Here is a 15,691-nt window from a genome sequence, read left to right on the forward strand (position 1 = left end):
CTCTCACTAGGCTTTTTTCATGGCAGCAAAAACCTGCTCATCTAATTTCTCAGCAGCACGCTGATCATATATTTTGACATATTGAGGCACAGAGGACAATTGAGCGCCGTAAAACAGAGCATTCCTCACCGCTTCAATTGTAATGTCGAAACAGCACATATTAAATGGAACGTCCAGCAGCGGATCTTGTCGTACTGCAGCACGTCCGTTCACTGCGTACACCGTCTCTTCTCCAAAGACAGTTACCGTAATGAGCGGATTAGTAATCATGTTTTTCACTAAACGTGAACGATGATCAATTGCTACACGAAAAGTAGAAGCATTCTCCGCATAAATCCAGGAGATGGCTGTTGAAGTCGGACCTCCGGATTCTACATCCACAGTGCTCAGAAGCACAAAGGTCTCATTCTTGAATTGCTGTAAAAGAGATTCAGTTAATTGTGTGACGGCTTCGGACATTCAACCAGCCCCCTAACCTTCTTTATGCAATTCTTGTACTTGGTTTATGTTATTATAGCATACCGATTAACGTGCTTCCAATCCCAAAAGAATGAAGGTTATTCGCCTGAAGGTGAAGCCGTTACTTTACCTGAAAGTGTATCTTGTAAAGCCTGCTTGGCATTGGCGAGTTCCGTCTCATTAATATACACATATGGACTTCTCCACTCTCCGGTAACCGGAGTATAATGCACATCCGAAGTGGAAATGTTCCAATACGTCGAGATAAAGTTTTTCATTTGTTCCGATTCCACATCTGTCGTCATATTCTTGTCAACTGCACCAATCACTTTGCTGATCTTTGTAATGCCCCCAAGAGATTTCATCTGATCCAGCATGGAGTTCAGCACTTGGTTTTGACGTTTGTTACGATCAAAGTCATTGGATTCATCAGTCTTCGGATTACAATTGGATTTGCGGTAACGAACAAAATCTAGTGCTGCTTTACCATCGAGATGTTGTGCGCCTGCGACCAGATTGATATCTGTACCATCGGCTGTATCTCTATAACACATATTTTTATCCACAGTCACATCCACGCCACCCACGGCATTGACAGCATCACGGAATGCCTGGAAATTCAGGACGGTTGTATAATTAATATCTACATCCAAATACTTGCCCATCATTTCTTTCATCTGATCCTCTGCATTTTTGCCAGTGGTTTTTTCCTGTGCTTTGAATCTTGGATAATAGGAATTCAGCTTGTTGGATTTGTACCCATCCAATTGAATACGCGTGTCTCGAGGCAAAGATACAATGGTTGCCGTCTTGGTCTCCGGATTCAACGAAGCCACCATAACAACATCCGAGAGATATGTGCCAGTTTCAGGACGGTTATCTGTGCCTAATAACAGCATCGTGATCGGTTTGGTTGTGGCTGACATCCCGGGAGGTACCGGTTTATCGATGCCTGTATCCACGACTTGATTGTATACCCAGTACGCATATCCACCGCCTACCACAATGGCAATAACCAATAGACTTAAAAGGATTCTGCCAAAAGCATTCATTCTCTTTTTCTTCTTAGGCTGCTTGCCCTTGCCATTCTTCGATCCAGAAGCACCGGATTGCGTTGGTGCCTGTCTCCGTGGAGGCAGTCCGTTCGAATTTGAGTTCATATCTTCAACACCTTTATCACATCTGTTTTTGTCTAAATAAAAGACAACCGCTTTCCCTAAGGAAAACGGATGGTCTGTACAAGACAGGAATTATGAGTTTCGAGCGGCAGCTTCCGCTTTTTTCTTTTGACGACCTTCAATAAAATAACGCACTCTCACTAATAACATCAAACCAACCGCGACCAACAAACATTGAATGATGGGTAGCTTGTCGATCTGAAAAATAAGAAGCATGAATGTGCCCATCGCCATCAAAATATAGAGAACGATTTCCTTACCAAGTGGCAATTTCTGACGTACCCGAAACACCTTATTATATACGTAAGTAATCAATACAAAGATGACGATGTAGGCTACGATCGGGTGTGATGCGAACCATGCTTGCATGCACAGCCAGCTCCTTTCGTGTTCATGCTAGGATAAGTTAACTGATTGATGGAATTCCCTTTAGCAACTTAGAGAGCCAGTACTTGCATCGTGACCGTTTCGGTCTCAGCTCGTTCTTCTGATCGCTGTTATCCCCAGATTTTTTTGATCCATTTTTCAATGGTAAAATCCGGGGATAAAGGCGAGCGCTTCGCTTCTTCAGAATCGATTCTGATCCCTACACTACTTTAGCTGTACAACCCTCTCGTTACTTGCCGGGCCCATCAAATGCTAACTTATATAGTTTATTTTGTTGTTATTAGGCTTTAGAAGCCATTTTGCGTTGTTTTTCTGCACGCTCACGCTCGGATTTGTTCAGGATCTTTTTACGAAGACGAATAGATTTTGGTGTAATCTCACAATATTCATCTTCATTCAGATATTCAAGCGCCTGTTCCAACGAGAAGATAATTGGAGTTTTAATTTTAACCGTATCATCTTTACCGGAAGAACGAACGTTAGTCAGTTGTTTTTCTTTGCAGATGTTAACAACGATATCATTGTCACGTGTATGTTCACCAACGATCATACCTTCGTAGATTTCAGTACCCGGCTCCAAGAAGAGCGTACCGCGATCCTCAACGCCCATCATGCCATAGAACGTAGATGTACCCGTTTCAGTTGAGATCAACACGCCTTGGTGACGTCCACCCACTTGACCGGATACTACTGGAGCGTAGCTGTCAAATGCATGGTTCATTACACCGTAACCACGAGTCAATGTCAGGAAGTTTGTGCTATATCCGATCAAACCACGTGCTGGAATCAGGAACTCCAGACGTACTTGACCACTACCTGTGTTAACCATGTTAACCATCTCTGCTTTACGTGCGCCCAGGCTCTCCATTACGGAACCCATGCTCTCTTCAGGGATATCAATCAACAAGCGCTCAACAGGTTCCATTTTCTTACCGTCAACTTCTCTTACGATAACTTCTGGTTTGGATACTTGAAGCTCATATCCTTCACGACGCATATTTTCAATCAGGATACCCAAGTGAAGCTCACCACGTCCGGAAACGATAAATGCATCAGGGCTATCCGTTTCGTCAACACGAAGGGAAACGTCTGTTTCCAACTCTTTGAACAAACGCTCACGAAGTTTACGGGAAGTTACCCATTTACCTTCACGACCTGCGAATGGACTGTTGTTCACGAGGAACGTCATTTGCAGTGTTGGCTCATCAATTTTCAGAACTGGCAAAGCTTCCGGGTTGTTAGGGTCGGCAATGGTTTCACCAATGTTGATGTCCTTGATCCCTGCAATGGCAACGATGTCGCCTGCTCCTGCTTCTTCCGTCTCAATACGTTTGAGACCTTGGAAACCAAACAGTTTCTCGATACGTGCAGTTTTACTCTTACCATCACGCATAATAACCGTTACCGATTGTCCTTGACGGATCACACCGCGGTTAACACGACCAATGGCAATACGGCCAAGGTATTCATTGTAGTCCATCAAAGTAACGAGGAATTGAAGTGGTTCTTCAACATTTTCGGTAGGGTGTGGGATATGACTAACGATGGTATTGTAGATCGCCATCATGTTGTCATCTTGTTTGGCAGGATCATTATCCATGCTGGATGTTCCGTTCAATGCGGAAGCATATACAACAGGGAATTCGAGTTGTTGATCGTTGGCACCCAGTTCAATGAACAGGTCCAATACTTCATCAATAACCTCAGTCGGACGAGCCGCTGGACGGTCAATTTTGTTTACAACAACAATTGGTGTCAGGTTATGCTCGAGTGCTTTACGAAGTACAAACTTCGTTTGTGGCATACAGCCTTCATAAGCATCAACAACGAGCAATACACCGTCAACCATTTTCATGATACGTTCAACTTCACCACCGAAGTCGGCGTGTCCTGGTGTATCCACAATATTAATCAGGTAATCTTTATAAGTTATAGCCGTGTTTTTGGCCAAAATCGTAATACCGCGTTCACGCTCCAAATCGTTGGAGTCCATTACGCGCTCCTGTACCGTTTCGTGATCTCGGTAAGTACCGGATTGCTGGAGCAACTTGTCAACGAGTGTTGTTTTTCCGTGGTCGACGTGGGCAATAATCGCAATATTGCGAATGTGTTCTCTTGAATGCATGTTTTGTATCCATATCCTTTCCAATTTCAAATCATATCTACTTAAACTTCCCGCAATTTCGCAGGTTACTCACAAAATAAGCGTCGGTGATATCCCGACGCATGTCTATATCCCTTATATTATAGTTTATTATAGGTAAAAATCAAGATATTTCGCACGAAAAGACCACTGGGAATGTTACCAGCCTCTCCCTTGACGTCCTCGTCCAAGTAATAACCAGACTCCACCCAAGATCAAAAGGACAGCAAGTACATAGATTATTCCCGTTTGCAGCAAGGTAAATCCGAATAATATGATGGACACCGCACCAAGGATCAAAGCTGCAGGTAACACATATTCCGGTCTTCGTCGTTCAGCCATTCCATATTCGAGTAACCCTATGGCGATCCCTAGCAAGAATGCTGGCCACAACCTGCTCATAAGTCCAGCGCCCCATGTATTCATTATACTGAATAAAACACCATACACCGTTAGTATGCCGGCAGGAACGAGTGACCACGATGGTGAAATACGCGCATAATATAACGCATGAAGGGCGATGCCTGGCAGCAGGATCAGCAAAGGCCAGAAATTACGACCAATAAATCCAAACACGCCAAACTTGCCAAGCAGAATAATAATTCCCGCAGCTACAATAAATAGTCCAATCGCTTTTTCATTTCTCATCCTCATTTACAATCACCTCTTATACTGTGGCTATGTACTTTATTTCTTCATAAACGATAGACATTCCATGCTGACTGTTGATATTTAAACCTGTAATCATGCTTCTAGTGTATCCGATGTTTCGGCAAAAAACTATACTTGATGTCGCACTTTGCGTGCGTCCTTTACCTGTATTACCCTAAAATGTGCAACTTATGACTACCCCAATGGTTGTTGTATTGACAAGCGTATTCTCTCAACACAAAACCGCCTAAACCGGACGGTTCAGACGGTCATCTGTTTAAGCTTTTATCCAAAATTAAACTATGCGTTCTTCCGCACAAATTTATGTGCGCCTCCAATCGCAACCACAAGACAAGCCATGGCTACGGGTAGCAGCGTATGTACCTCTGATGCCATACCTCCCAGCCATTCTCCTAACTTGGGGTCTTTCATTACCATCTCACCTGCTGTGAAGGCTAAGATGCCTGATCCAACGAATACAAGAATCGGAAATCGCTTCAACAAACCAACAATTAACCCACTCCCCCATACGACGATGGGGATACTGATTGCAATCCCAATGACGATCAGAGCCAAATCTCCATCTGCCAAAGCCGCTATGGCCAAAACATTATCCAAACTCATTACAAAATCGGCAATCAGAATGGTTTGAATGGCTTTCCAGGTCGTAGAAGCTTCTCGAATATGTACTTCATCCTCATTTTGAAGCAGCAGCTTTATTGCAATCCAGAGTAGTAACAGCCCACCTGCCGCTTGGATAAAGGGAATTCCCAGCAATAATACCGCTACAAAGGTTAACACACAACGCAGCAGTACCGCACCAAAAGCTCCCCACCATACCGCTTTTTTGCGTTGTATTGGTGGCAGATCCTTGCTGGCAAGCGCAATAACAACCGCATTATCTCCACTTAATACCAGATTGATCATTAAAATTTCAGTTAACAGCCATAGTGTATCCATGTCCTCATCCCCCCACATTAACTTGTATGTCGGAGTTGTCCATGCTATTCTTAATGATTGAACCGTATATAAGGAGTGACATATATCATGGAGCTATTTAGTCCCACATTCTGGCTGGCTTTGCTGAACGTTGTCTTTATTGATCTAATTCTGGCTGGGGATAATGCCATCGTCATTGGTCTCGCAGCTCGAAATTTGCACCCTTCCGTGCAGAAAAAGGCGATTCTATATGGAACTGGCGGCGCACTTTTGATTCGAATTTTAGCAACAGTTGTTGTTTTATGGTTGCTTAAAGTTCCGTGGCTCTTGCTTGTGGGAGGCATACTTCTGATCTGGATTGCCTATAAATTATTGGCGGATCAGGGAGATGAACACAATGATGTCCAAGCGGGAACTTCCTTGTGGACCGCTATTCGTACCATTGTGATCGCGGATGCAGCCATGGGATTAGATAACGTGATTGCAGTTGCTGGAGCAGCACAGCAGCATCTCGTGCTTGTCATCCTTGGACTCCTGATTAGTGTACCTATTATCGTCTGGGGCAGTACCCTGTTTATCAAGCTAATTAATCACTTTCCTTGGATCATCTATGTCGGAGCCATTGTTCTCGGGTATACGGCTTCCAATATGATCACTGAGGAACAGCGACTCTTGCCTTACTTTACGGAACATCCGGCATTGCGCATTCTCTTCATCGTTGTGGTTATTGCAGGCGTAGTCTTTGCAGGTTATCGCAAACGCTCCAGCAGTTCCAGTCACAAGGGATCTGGCGGGGAACAGCAGCGCTCCTATTCGTAGGCTAATTTAAACTAACAATTTCATCTGAATACAGCAAAGGACTGAACGATATTTCATCGGACAGTCCTTTTTTGCAGTTAGTTAACATAGCCCTTATTATGTCAGCCATGCTAATTTTTGTTGAGTTTAGAACCAGTCATCCTTCATGCCATTGTCGCCTGTCGGATTCGTTACCACAGAAGTTTCACCGGCGTGCAGTGTGATCGTTTCAGTTTGTTCCACCGCCTGATCCACCCATTCTGACAGATGGCTCATTGTTGATTCTATTTTATCCACAATTCGAAGATTTGGATTGGTTGAAGGTGACTTTGGCACAAAGAGAGTGCAGCAATCCTCATATGGCAAAATAGAAATGTCATACGTTCCGATCTGTTTGGACAAGGTAATGATCTCCTGTTTATCCATCATAACCAGTGGTCGCAACAGTGGCAGATCCGTCGCACGACCAATGACATTCATACTCGGAAGAGTCTGACTCGCTACTTGGCCCAGGCTATCCCCGGTGATCAGTGCGAGTGCCCGCTCACGCTCGGCAAGTTTGGATGCAATTCGCAGCATTGAACGTCGCATCAGCGTAATAATAAGGTTATCCTGACCCAGTTGAGTAAAGGCCGTTTGAATCTCTGTAAATGGAACCAGATGCAGCTTGATTGTTCCTGCATGATCAGCAAGGGCACGTGCCAAATCAATGACTTTCTCTTTGGCGCGCTCGCTTGTGAACGGGTAACTGTAAAAATGTACACATTCCACTTCAAGTCCACGGCGCATGGAAGACCAGGCTGCCACCGGGCTGTCTATTCCACCTGATAACAGTACCATTGCTTTGCCATTCGTGCCCAGTGGAAAGCCGCCTACTGCCGGAATGGTTTCGTTGAAAATATAGGTACCCTGATCCCGAATTTCCACTCGCAGTTCAATATCAGGTTGACGAACATCAACACTTAATTGCTGGAACTTCCGAAGGATCGGGGAACCGACCAAATGGTTCATTTCATGGGAAGAGTTCGGGAACTCCTTCCATACCCGCCTTACATTTACCTTGAATGTGGTGCCTTCCTTGAATTCGTCTTCCCTTTCGTCCATAAACGCAACTGCTGTTTTCACAATCTCATCAAGCTCGGATGGAGTAACTTTAACCGGACTAATCGACATCACACCAAATACCCGCTTCAGCACCTTAATCAGTTCAGTATGTGATTCACCGCCAAGATCCACATAGACACGGCCATATTCTTTGCGAAGGCTCGCTCCTGGATAAGGTTTAAGCAAAGCTTTCACCTGTGTAATGATCGTTTTCTCAAATCGGGCACGATTTTTCCCTTTTAACATAAACTCTCCGAAACGGAGAAGCAGCATATCATATTTCATATCCATTACATCCGCCTTTCGAGGGGCCGCAACTGCGCCACCATTTGATGTAAAGCCTGTTCAAGCAAGGCTACATCTTCTTCTGTATGTTCATCTCCAAGACTAATACGCAATCCGCCAATAGCACAAGCTGCATCTCTGCCCATCGCAAGTAGAGCCCGACTCGGTTCAGCCGAACGCGAAGAACAGGCAGATTGGGTCGATATGGTTACGCCAAGTTGCTCCAAGGTGTGCAGCGCTACTTCTGCCTTCATCCCGGGATAGGAGAAGTGCACAATATGAGGTGCACCCTCTGGGCTACTGTTCAATTTAAATTCAGGAATAACACGTATCGTTTCCATCAATCGATCACGGAGCACCGTTGTACGCCGGGCAAAATCAACCTGATCTTCTGCTGCCATTCGCATGGCCTTTGCCATACCTACCAGCAACGCCACGTTTTCTGTGCCTGCTCTTAGGCCTTGCTCCTGTGATCCTCCTGACAATAGTGGCGTAAGCTCCACTCCACTTCGCACATACAGGAGACCTGCTCCCTTCGGTCCACGAATCTTGTGAGCAGACAGACTGTACAGATCTGCACCCCAAGCAGCAGGTGTAGCCTCCATTTTCCCAAAACCCTGAACACCATCTACATGGAAAAGCACGCGTGGTGCTTTCTTTTTGAGCTGTTTGCCGATTTCTGCAATCGGATGGATGGCTCCTGTTTCATTATTTACATGCATCAGACTCACAAGCACCGTGTCGGGCCTGATCGCGTCTACAACCTGCTGAGCATTCACCACACCAGCGGAATTGACAGAAATTAACGTCACATTCCATCCCCACTGCTGCAATTGCATAACACTTTCATACACCGAGGCATGCTCGGTAGCCGTAGTGATGATATGTCCGCCTCGTGACTGATAACGTAATGCCGCACCTTTTATCGCGAGATTATTGCTCTCGGTCGCACCAGAAGTAAATACAATCTCTTCAGGCTTAACGCCGATTGCCGCAGCACAGCCGGATCGAGCACGACGCAGCAACTGATTGGCACGCTCTCCATACCCATGGATAGAGGACGGATTACCGAATTGTGTCTCCATAATCTCGGCCATCGTACGAATCACATCAGGATGGGGAGGTGTGGTTGCAGCATAATCAAAATATTTCAAATGAGGTTAGACCTCCCTTATCTCTTCGTTCTTGAACCTACAGTGAGCATTGTAACACGATACCCATACAACACAAAAAGACCAACCGGGAACAGGCGTTTCAAGCGCTTCTGCTCCCACATTTGATCTCATCCTGCCTATCATGTGTTTTCACAACTGTCTATATGTGAGTTTAGATCACATATTTCGACTGTGCCTTCTCCACCTTGGAGATATAATTCTGTGTTTCGGAAGGCAGACGGTTAAGTACACTCATCAGTTCGCTATCACTCGACACGCCAAGACGTGAAACACGACCTGGTCCTGCATTATATGCAGCAAGTGCCATCTTCACTTCTCCACCAAAACGCTGGAGCTGAAGGGAAAGATACTTCGTACCCGCATCAATGTTCTGGGCAGGATCAAATGAATTACTCACACCCAGCCCTGCAGCCGTGCCATCCATTAATTGCATGAGCCCTTTGGCACCAGCAGAGGACACGACATTTGGGTTGAAATTGGACTCTGTGTCAATGACGGCCTTGATCAATGATTCAGGAACACCGTACTTCGCACTTGCCTCAGCAATCAAAGATTCATAATCCGTAGGTACAGATGCACCGGAATCCACGATTCCTGTATTGGATGAAGATAATAAAGACTCAACGATGTTATTGGAGACAGAGGACGATCCTGCCGTATTTATATCCGGATTGTACGTGCTTCCGAGTTGCAGCCACAACAAACCATCACTGGATCTTTTGGAGACCGTAGCGGTGGAATCTGTATTGCTCGTCGAATTGGCACCCGTACCTAACAGCCCGTCCATCACATTGGCGAAATCCACTGTTGAACCAGCATCCGATTGTGATCCACTGGTTTGGTTATTCACATTGGACAATTGCAGTTCCAACAACTGCCGCGATCCGCTTGGATCAATCTGCATGAGTTATACCCACTCCCGTATAATTAAGCGTATTATGACCTTATTCTACATCGTTTTACAGCAAGGTTCCATTGTTTTCATAAAAATATATGAATCTACCCACCTAGCCTGCGCATATACGAAAAAAACCTTCTGTAATTCACCGTATTTGGGTGAGAACAGAAGGCTTTTGAATAAATCATTTTACACGTTAACGAGCGAATGGAATCATGAAAAAATAACTCAGCGTAGCTACAACACCCAGTCCAATGGACCAGGCTCCCGCTGTCTTACGACCATTCACATATGCATAGTAACCCAGTACGGCTGCGGCCGGTCCAAGTACGATTGACCACATGAACAAAGACGCGATCCCAAAGGCAAGTCCCATGTAACCCGCAACCTTGCCTGTTGATTCCATGACCCGGTCTGCCTCATGCTTCTCAGGTACAGGCTCTGCCCGTTCGCTACCTCCAGTTCTTACGACAGTCGGAGGAGCGACCTCTGCCCCGTATTCTTCCCGATGTGCTTTTCTGGGATAATCGACGCGCATACGCTGTTTTTCACCGTCAACATTGATTTTAGGGCGATCCTGCAAATTAAACTTATTATCGTCATTTTTCATTGGGAAGCACCTCCGTTATGAATAGGGATGACTGCTCACTTGGGTTTGAACGTGTGACAGCATGTTGCAGAGGATGTGCGTGCATGATCATGGTGATCGGAGTCAAATGTCTCACCGGCAAATTCCTCATGCAGACGACGGGTGGCATGTTGGTCGATGTCAATCATGATGGCATCAGCATGGCAGAAGTTGTTCTCTCCCCAAAAGTTGCAGTTGGAGACGCTGCATTTGACAATTGGTTTGTCTTGGCTCATTTTTTATCACCTCGACTACTATTGTCTCCCCGCCACAAACCTGATATTCCCCGTCAAAATGCCAGATGATGACATGATTACACCTCGTCCGATTCACACTAATAACACAAAAAAACCGCCACAAGGGCGGTTTCGTCCAATTTCATATTCAAGTTTAAACGTTAATTAGGCGTGATTCCGTTGATTTTGCATACGGCGCTGAGTCAGGTAATCACTTTCATAATATGCCAGATCATCGCGCAATTCTTCGTACGTTTTGGAAACCTCAAGAATGACATCCCGTACTGCACGGATTGGCTTGTCACGGAAACGAATGGCATCTTGTCCTGTGTAAGCGTATCTTCCGTCTTCGGAATAACATTCATTTTTGGGATAGAAAAAGCTGTTTACGCATTGGTGATACGTATTATAAAGAGCCTTTTCGGCAAAATCGACATCAAAGTTGGCACGACGCAGCACAACGCCAAGTTTTTCGTAAGAAACTTCAGAAAAAACGAGCAAATGACGGAGATCTGAAAGAAATCCTTTGTAGAAGGCTGTTGATTCTTCCGTCTGATTCTGATCCAGTTCAGGCAAAGCATTCTCATTCAAAAAATTTTCAATCCGATCGATAGCCGGTTTTAACTTTTCCCTAGTTGACTCACATGTTTTCTGTACATTGGCTGCTGACATAAAGGTAGCTCCCCCTTAAATAAGTCCTTACATATAGGTCGGCCAACGGTGGTTTTCCCCTGACCTTTGAATTCTCAGCTATAATCCTACCATAAAAAGATGACGAGCGGTATCCCTTAATCATGCTTTCCGCTTCTGCCGTTAAACATGCCTATTATACGCAGTTAGACTCGAACCCGCCTGCATAAAAATATCCGCTTTTTCTAACGATAGATATAACCAGTGACAACGACGAAGCACTGTTAATGATTGTCCAAAATGAACGAAGGAGGTTCCATCCACCATGTCCAGACCGAAATGGATTAACTGGGCCCTTGCAGCTGGTGCAGGAGCACTCGCTCTGACGCTCCTGCTTCCAACATCCAATCGTCCCGAACCTAAGCCAGGTGCCCTGTCTGACTCTGCTCATGAGGAGCACACGAGTAAGCATCGTCTGAAAGTGCAGGATGTCAAAGCAACCGATCTTCTGACCCGTATGGATGCCAAGCAACATCTCAGTATCATGCTGGAGAAAACCGCCACAATGAATGCTGCGCAGGTTAGCCGATATGTGAATGATCTCCAAAGTTCACATGAACATATCAGATCCATTCATCTCATGAATACCAATGGCTCTTTTAACAAGCCCTTTGATCACGCCTCCACACAAGGAAGCAAGTTGGAACAACAGAAGCTTCAACATTCGCTCAACCTTGCCAAAAAAGCGGTAAACAAACGTCAAAGTTTTGAATCCTCTTCTTTTCCTTTGGGAAAAGAAAAATACTTTGTTATGGGGCAACCCTCCAAAGATGGCAAAAGAGCTGTAATTGCCTTGTTCAGTCAGAACGTATTAAATGCTGTTGAACAACATCAGCGCAAAAATCTGCGCATGATCCCTTATCCGCGTGAGGGTAAATTCAAAATTGAGTCTGTTCACCCGGATACGCTTAACGAAATCACAGTGAAAACTGGACATGATAATGCCAATGCCAGTCATTTTTATGAAAATGAAATCGTCATCCGTTTTCGCCAAGATCCCGGTGAACGGGATATGCGTATCATTAAATCCGATCTGAGAGCGCAATCTGCGCGCAAGCTGGGATACACGTATGTTTTTCGGTCAGAACACATGAGTTACAAACAATTGCATAGTTATTTCGAAAGCAAATGGAATCCACTTTATATGGAGCCCCACTATATGTATTTAACCAATGATAATGTAACTGAACAAACAGATGTAACGATACCCAATGACATTTTGTTCTCCGATTATCAGTGGAACCTGCCTGCGATTGAGACAAACAGAGGTTGGAATATTACCAAGGGAAACAAAGATGTCATCGTAGCAGTAGTTGATACGGGGGTTGATATGAATCATCCTGACCTGAAGGGCAAGCTCCTTGAGGGTTATAATGTGGTCGAGCCGGGAAGCCAACCGATGGATGATGTGGGACATGGGACACACGTCGCAGGCATTATCGGCGCTATTGTCAACAATAATGAAGGCGTGGCAGGCATGAGCTGGTATAACAAGGTACTACCGGTTAAAGTACTCGACAACTCGGGTTCTGGTACCACATATGCCGTTGCCGAAGGCATCATCTGGGCAGCCGATCATGGAGCCAAGGTTATCAACATGAGTCTCGGCAATTATGCTGATGCGCAATTTCTTCATGATGCCATTAAATACGCTTTTGACCGGGATATCGTCCTGATTGCAGCCACGGGGAATGATAATACAGAGCGTCCAGGATACCCTGCTGCTTATCCGGAAGTATTTGCCGTATCTGCTACGGACCCGGATATGAGCAAAGCTTCCTATTCCAACTACGGGGACTATGTTGATGTGATGGCTCCGGGGTCCAGTATCGCCAGTACCTATCCAAACAATCAGTATGCAGCCTTGTCTGGAACGTCCATGGCTAGCCCTCATGTAGCCGCACTTGCAGGTTTGATTCGTTCGTTGAACCCGGACTTGACCAACACGGAAGTGATGGATTTGATGCGCCAAAGTGTTATTGACCTCGGTGATCCGGGTCACGATAAGTATTTCGGCTATGGTCAAATCGATGTCTATAAGGCACTGCAAGCCGCATCAGGCAACAGCGCTCCTTTGCAGTTCTGGCCGCAACATGTCAGACAACAAATGGATAATACGATGAAAAAGTATACGCAGTAAGCGTAATGAGGATAATCTGTAAAAAATACAAAAGCAGCTGCGCCCCGGGGCGTACGCTGCTCTTTTGGTTTATATCCAATTCCCCGGGGCACCCGCTGCGATTAGCGTTTGCGAGAAGTTGTGCGGGCTTTGCTTGATTTTTTCACGGATTTTTTCTTCGGATTATGGCTGGATACATAGCAAGGGTCTTCTTCTTTAACAACAACAGGATACATGTGGTGATGAATCGGAACACAGTGATGTTTTTTGATCACTTCAATCGGGTGGATTACAGGCACGATTTGTGGGATGTAATAATCCTCAACAACCTGGATCGGGTCACAGACAATCGGGCAAAGCGGTGGACAGTAATGGTTCATTTCAAAACCAACTCCCTTTCTGGTGATACTATAACCTATTGCAACAGAGCGAAAGTGGATTGGATGTATGTCCATAGTCCGAAAAATTATATGAGCGGTAGCCTGTCCGCCACTGTCCCACCCTGCCCAGGTGTTACTCTGTCAATGACTTGGCACAGTACACGAAGTCCTTCACACAAAAGCTCAACGTTTGTTACCGTGAAGCAGATACGCAGACTTGGTGTATCCATCTCCCCTACATAACAGGCTGAACCGGGGAGGAAAGAGACCCCTGCAGCAAGTGACTGATGATGCAACTCACGCATATCCAAGTTACTCGGAAGTTGGAGCCACAGATTGAGTCCTCCCTCTGGCAAGCGCCATTGCATGCCCATAGTACAATGCTCTTCCAGCACTTCAGATGCTGCGCACAAGCGAGAATACAATTCATCCCTTAATCGGGATACATAAGCACCGTACTGATTCTGAATGAAAGATTGCAGTGCCTTTTGTGTAAGCAGTGGACTCCCCAGATCGGCCGTAGATTTCGCGGCCACAAGCCGGGTCAATACACTTCCGTCTGCGATGGCGCAGGCTATACGGCAACCGGGAGACAACACCTTGCTGAAGCTTTTGATATATACGACATGACCTGTCACATCCATCGATTTAATTGAGGCCGGGGGAGGGTCCCGAAAATAAAGATCTGCAAACGGATCATCCTCCAGAATGAGGCAGTGGTAACTTTGCGCGAGATTAAGAAGTTGTGCTCGTCTTCTTGCGCTCATCGTGATACCTGTTGGATTGTGATAGGTCGGGATCGTATAGATCAGCTTGGGCGGATAGGTATCACATAATCGGGTCAACAGATCAATACGCATGCCTTCGTCATCCATTGGGACCGTAATGATCTTCGCGCCTCTACTCGTAAATACATCAATGGCTCCGGTATAGCTTGGTGCCTCCATGTATACAACATCCCCAGGTCCGACAAAAGTTCGTGCCACAAGATCGATTCCCTGCTGAGCACCACTTGTAATTAACATGCGTTCAGGTGCAGCCTGTAGTCCACGCTCGGCAAAGTGTTCGGCCAAGATCTGTCTAAGCTCACGATCCCCCTGAAAAGATCCGTAAGCTGCCATACGCTCTGTATGATCAGAGGAGAGTCGGTAGGCGCTGTCGATAATCTCTCGTGTAGGCAACAGTTCAGGCTGAATCGCTGACATATGAAGTTCATACCGCACTTGAGGTGACGTATCAAAATGTCTCCAGAGCTGGGCTCGCGGTAAATAATCCACCAGTGCCATCTGCCAATTCCATGACGTACTGGATTCACTGTTGGCATTGTTTCGCTGCGTTCGGTCCACATCCTCCATCTGATCCACGTTCAATGTACCTCTCACATAACAACCTTTCCCCTGGGAGCAGGTGATCAATTGAATCGCTTCAAGTTCAGCATACGCTTTGGATACAGTGACCAGGCTGACACCCAAATCCGCGGTCATTTTGCGAACAGAAGGAAGTCGGGTTCCGGGTTCAATGAGTCCTGATCTGATGCGATCGGCAATCGTTAGCGCAATCTGCACGTACAATTTGGTACTGCTTCCCCGCTTTAATTCAATATGCATATGTGCTCCCCCAA

General features: G+C 45.7%; 16 protein-coding genes. 2 read left to right on the forward strand and 14 right to left on the reverse strand.

Features of this window, described 5'->3' with window-relative positions:
- Nucleotides 1–6: 6 nt before the first annotated feature.
- The 6 genes from V6668_RS21200 to V6668_RS21225 form a co-directional block, all read right to left on the reverse strand.
- The gene (locus V6668_RS21200; protein ID WP_076318866.1) at nucleotides 7–459 is read right to left on the reverse strand and encodes a pyridoxamine 5'-phosphate oxidase family protein; all 453 of its coding nucleotides are present in this window, start codon (nucleotides 457–459) and stop codon (nucleotides 7–9) included.
- Between the two features lie 98 nt (nucleotides 460–557).
- Nucleotides 558–1,619 (reverse strand): LCP family protein, encoded by a 1,062-nt coding sequence (locus tag V6668_RS21205; protein ID WP_036614987.1) that lies wholly within the window; start codon nucleotides 1,617–1,619, stop codon nucleotides 558–560.
- 90 nt (nucleotides 1,620–1,709) lie between these two features.
- Entirely contained in the window at nucleotides 1,710–2,006 is a 297-nt protein-coding gene (locus tag V6668_RS21210; RefSeq protein ID WP_036614990.1) for a YlaH-like family protein, read from the reverse strand.
- A 298-nt stretch (nucleotides 2,007–2,304) separates the two neighbouring features.
- On the reverse strand, nucleotides 2,305–4,149 hold the full coding sequence (typA, locus tag V6668_RS21215) for a translational GTPase TypA (RefSeq protein WP_036674819.1): 1,845 nt from the start codon (nucleotides 4,147–4,149) through the stop codon (nucleotides 2,305–2,307).
- A gap of 177 nt (nucleotides 4,150–4,326) precedes the next feature.
- The gene (locus tag V6668_RS21220) at nucleotides 4,327–4,821 is read right to left on the reverse strand and encodes a hypothetical protein (RefSeq protein ID WP_338706589.1); all 495 of its coding nucleotides are present in this window, start codon (nucleotides 4,819–4,821) and stop codon (nucleotides 4,327–4,329) included.
- Between the two features lie 297 nt (nucleotides 4,822–5,118).
- On the reverse strand, nucleotides 5,119–5,778 hold the full coding sequence (locus V6668_RS21225) for a TerC family protein (RefSeq protein ID WP_036615000.1): 660 nt from the start codon (nucleotides 5,776–5,778) through the stop codon (nucleotides 5,119–5,121).
- A gap of 87 nt (nucleotides 5,779–5,865) precedes the next feature.
- On the opposite strand from V6668_RS21225, the gene V6668_RS21230 reads away from it, so the two are divergent.
- Entirely contained in the window at nucleotides 5,866–6,576 is a 711-nt protein-coding gene (locus V6668_RS21230) for a TerC family protein (protein WP_047843768.1), read from the forward strand.
- Nucleotides 6,577–6,702: 126 nt separating this feature from the next.
- On the opposite strand, the gene thiI is transcribed toward V6668_RS21230, so the two are convergent.
- The 6 genes from thiI to V6668_RS21260 all read right to left on the reverse strand — a co-directional run bounded on the left by thiI (nucleotide 6,703) and on the right by V6668_RS21260 (nucleotide 11,553).
- The gene (gene thiI / locus V6668_RS21235) at nucleotides 6,703–7,944 is read right to left on the reverse strand and encodes a tRNA uracil 4-sulfurtransferase ThiI (protein WP_036615288.1); all 1,242 of its coding nucleotides are present in this window, start codon (nucleotides 7,942–7,944) and stop codon (nucleotides 6,703–6,705) included.
- A 5-nt stretch (nucleotides 7,945–7,949) separates the two neighbouring features.
- On the reverse strand, nucleotides 7,950–9,098 hold the full coding sequence (locus V6668_RS21240; RefSeq protein WP_338706590.1) for a cysteine desulfurase family protein: 1,149 nt from the start codon (nucleotides 9,096–9,098) through the stop codon (nucleotides 7,950–7,952).
- Nucleotides 9,099–9,270: 172 nt separating this feature from the next.
- On the reverse strand, nucleotides 9,271–10,023 hold the full coding sequence (locus V6668_RS21245; RefSeq protein ID WP_036674814.1) for a lytic transglycosylase domain-containing protein: 753 nt from the start codon (nucleotides 10,021–10,023) through the stop codon (nucleotides 9,271–9,273).
- Nucleotides 10,024–10,213: 190 nt separating this feature from the next.
- Nucleotides 10,214–10,627 carry a hypothetical protein gene (locus tag V6668_RS21250; protein ID WP_422395223.1) on the reverse strand — a complete coding sequence of 138 codons (414 nt, stop codon included), beginning with the start codon at nucleotides 10,625–10,627 and terminating at the stop codon, nucleotides 10,214–10,216.
- A 35-nt stretch (nucleotides 10,628–10,662) separates the two neighbouring features.
- Nucleotides 10,663–10,881: a DUF1540 domain-containing protein gene (locus V6668_RS21255; protein ID WP_074095869.1), complete on the reverse strand. Its 219-nt coding sequence runs from the start codon at nucleotides 10,879–10,881 to the stop codon at nucleotides 10,663–10,665.
- 165 nt (nucleotides 10,882–11,046) lie between these two features.
- Nucleotides 11,047–11,553: a YpuI family protein gene (locus V6668_RS21260; RefSeq protein ID WP_017687263.1), complete on the reverse strand. Its 507-nt coding sequence runs from the start codon at nucleotides 11,551–11,553 to the stop codon at nucleotides 11,047–11,049.
- A 283-nt stretch (nucleotides 11,554–11,836) separates the two neighbouring features.
- On the opposite strand from V6668_RS21260, the gene V6668_RS21265 reads away from it, so the two are divergent.
- Nucleotides 11,837–13,711: a S8 family peptidase gene (locus V6668_RS21265; RefSeq protein ID WP_338706591.1), complete on the forward strand. Its 1,875-nt coding sequence runs from the start codon at nucleotides 11,837–11,839 to the stop codon at nucleotides 13,709–13,711.
- A gap of 101 nt (nucleotides 13,712–13,812) precedes the next feature.
- Here the strand turns inward: V6668_RS21265 and V6668_RS21270 are convergent, their stop codons facing one another.
- On the reverse strand, nucleotides 13,813–14,070 hold the full coding sequence (locus tag V6668_RS21270) for a hypothetical protein (RefSeq protein WP_036615016.1): 258 nt from the start codon (nucleotides 14,068–14,070) through the stop codon (nucleotides 13,813–13,815).
- Between the two features lie 86 nt (nucleotides 14,071–14,156).
- Complete coding sequence (locus tag V6668_RS21275; RefSeq protein ID WP_338706592.1) at nucleotides 14,157–15,677, reverse strand: PLP-dependent aminotransferase family protein; 1,521 nt, start codon at nucleotides 15,675–15,677, stop codon at nucleotides 14,157–14,159.
- Between the last annotated feature and the right edge of the window lie 14 nt (nucleotides 15,678–15,691).

It is taken from the genome of Paenibacillus amylolyticus (assembly GCF_036894225.1).
Classification (GTDB): Bacteria; Bacillota; Bacilli; order Paenibacillales; family Paenibacillaceae; genus Paenibacillus; species Paenibacillus amylolyticus.

Excerpts from the sequence above, each read along its gene's own strand:
- V6668_RS21275 (WP_338706592.1), bottom strand. The coding sequence starts at position 15,677 with ATGCATATTGAATTAAAGCGGGGAAGCAGTACCAAATTGTACGTGCAG.
- V6668_RS21260 (WP_017687263.1), bottom strand. The coding sequence starts at position 11,553 with ATGTCAGCAGCCAATGTACAGAAAACATGTGAGTCAACTAGGGAAAAG.
- V6668_RS21225 (WP_036615000.1), bottom strand. The coding sequence starts at position 5,778 with ATGGATACACTATGGCTGTTAACTGAAATTTTAATGATCAATCTGGTA.
- V6668_RS21220 (WP_338706589.1), bottom strand. The coding sequence starts at position 4,821 with ATGAGGATGAGAAATGAAAAAGCGATTGGACTATTTATTGTAGCTGCG.
- V6668_RS21205 (WP_036614987.1), bottom strand. The coding sequence starts at position 1,619 with ATGAACTCAAATTCGAACGGACTGCCTCCACGGAGACAGGCACCAACG.
- V6668_RS21200 (WP_076318866.1), bottom strand. The coding sequence starts at position 459 with ATGTCCGAAGCCGTCACACAATTAACTGAATCTCTTTTACAGCAATTC.
- V6668_RS21255 (WP_074095869.1), bottom strand. The coding sequence starts at position 10,881 with ATGAGCCAAGACAAACCAATTGTCAAATGCAGCGTCTCCAACTGCAAC.
- V6668_RS21250 (WP_422395223.1), bottom strand. The coding sequence starts at position 10,627 with ATGAAAAATGACGATAATAAGTTTAATTTGCAGGATCGCCCTAAAATC.
- V6668_RS21245 (WP_036674814.1), bottom strand. The coding sequence starts at position 10,023 with ATGCAGATTGATCCAAGCGGATCGCGGCAGTTGTTGGAACTGCAATTG.
- thiI (WP_036615288.1), bottom strand. The coding sequence starts at position 7,944 with ATGAAATATGATATGCTGCTTCTCCGTTTCGGAGAGTTTATGTTAAAA.
- typA (WP_036674819.1), bottom strand. The coding sequence starts at position 4,149 with ATGCATTCAAGAGAACACATTCGCAATATTGCGATTATTGCCCACGTC.
- V6668_RS21230 (WP_047843768.1), top strand. The coding sequence starts at position 5,866 with ATGGAGCTATTTAGTCCCACATTCTGGCTGGCTTTGCTGAACGTTGTC.
- V6668_RS21210 (WP_036614990.1), bottom strand. The coding sequence starts at position 2,006 with ATGCAAGCATGGTTCGCATCACACCCGATCGTAGCCTACATCGTCATC.
- V6668_RS21270 (WP_036615016.1), bottom strand. The coding sequence starts at position 14,070 with ATGAACCATTACTGTCCACCGCTTTGCCCGATTGTCTGTGACCCGATC.
- V6668_RS21265 (WP_338706591.1), top strand. The coding sequence starts at position 11,837 with ATGTCCAGACCGAAATGGATTAACTGGGCCCTTGCAGCTGGTGCAGGA.